The following is a 1,326-nucleotide window of genomic DNA, read 5'->3' on the forward strand; positions in this document are numbered from 1 at the left end:
GAATCTATGGACGCCCCCTGCGCAAGGTGTTTTTCAACTTCGGTCCCAACGGCATTGGATGCGTGAATCTATCCGGCCTTTTGCGAAGCTTACCTGCTTCTGGCCTCGATGGGATCCGCTTGTTTTCGTGCCTTCTAAGATGACCGGCCTTTGATGGCCATCGCTCCTTACAGGCTGTGAATTGGCGGCCCCTGCCGTTACACCATCGTCATACACCTCGCATCTCTAAAGTCGAAGCGCCCTGCGCCCCGGCTATGCGGTTTTGTAGCCTTCACCGCTGCGCAACACTGCCCAGGCGATGCGCGCTGTTTTGTTTGCGATTGCAACGAGGGTTTTGTTGTGGCCAGCGCGCGCAAGTAGATTTTGCGCCCATTTGGCACGCCGATCACTTCGTCCGGCGATCCTGATCAGGACCGACCTTGCGCCGTGGATGAGCTGGCGTCGCAAGTATTGATTGCCTCGTTTGCCTATGCCGCCAAGCCGAGGTTTGCCTCCCGTCGTGTATTGTCTGGGAACCAAACCGATCCATGCCGCCAGAGCGCGGCCCGACGAGAAGTGTCGCCCGTCATCGACGGCGGCAATCAAGGCGGTGGCGATCACCGGCCCGACGCCGGGAAGGGTCACCAGTCGTTTGCAGCGATCATCGGTTTTGCAGATTGCGATCAGCTTTCGATCGATTTCGGCCACGCGTTTGTCAGAGGCTTCGAACTCAGCAATGAGTGCGTTGAAGTTCTGCCTCGCCAAGTCCGACAGTTTGGCTTCAACGACGGCAGTTCTGATATCCTTGCGGAACCGGACGGCACCGACGGGAATGACAACGCCATATTCTCCGAGAAGGCCACGAATGTGATTGATCAGTCCAGTGCGTTGAGTGATGAGCCGGTCGCGTATTCGGTGCAGCATTTGCAAATCTTGTTGCTCAGTCGTCTTCACCGGCACAAACCGCATCGTCGGACGCAGTGCGGCCTCGTGAATCGCCTCCGCATCGACCGCGTCATTCTTCGAGCCTTTGACGAAGGGCATAACGAAGCGTGGGTGAATGAGGCGAACCGGAAATCCCATAGCCTCGAAACGACGCCCCCAATGATGAGCGCTGGCACAGGCTTCCATGGCAATGGTTCCAGGGGAAAGTTCCTGAACTGCGGCTTCAAGTTTTGATCTGGTTACCTTCCTCGAGATCACCTCGCCGTCATTGCTAATCCCGTGTATGTGAAAGGACTGCTTGCCCAAATCGATCGCGAGCAACTGCATTTTATGAACTCCTTTTGCTTGCCATTTGTACCGAAACTATCGGCTTGGGTGCAAAGGGCGTCCATTCCATAAGAT

The 1,326-nt window shown here is 56.1% G+C and carries 1 protein-coding gene; it reads right to left on the minus strand.

Annotated features, from left to right (window positions below):
* Positions 1–252: 252 nt before the first annotated feature.
* Positions 253–1,251 (minus strand): IS110 family RNA-guided transposase, encoded by a 999-nt coding sequence (locus C8N42_RS21320; RefSeq protein WP_107818395.1) that lies wholly within the window; start codon positions 1,249–1,251, stop codon positions 253–255.
* Positions 1,252–1,326 lie beyond the last annotated feature (75 nt).

The organism is Celeribacter persicus, assembly GCF_003050785.1.
Taxonomy (GTDB): Bacteria; Pseudomonadota; Alphaproteobacteria; order Rhodobacterales; family Rhodobacteraceae; genus Celeribacter; species Celeribacter persicus.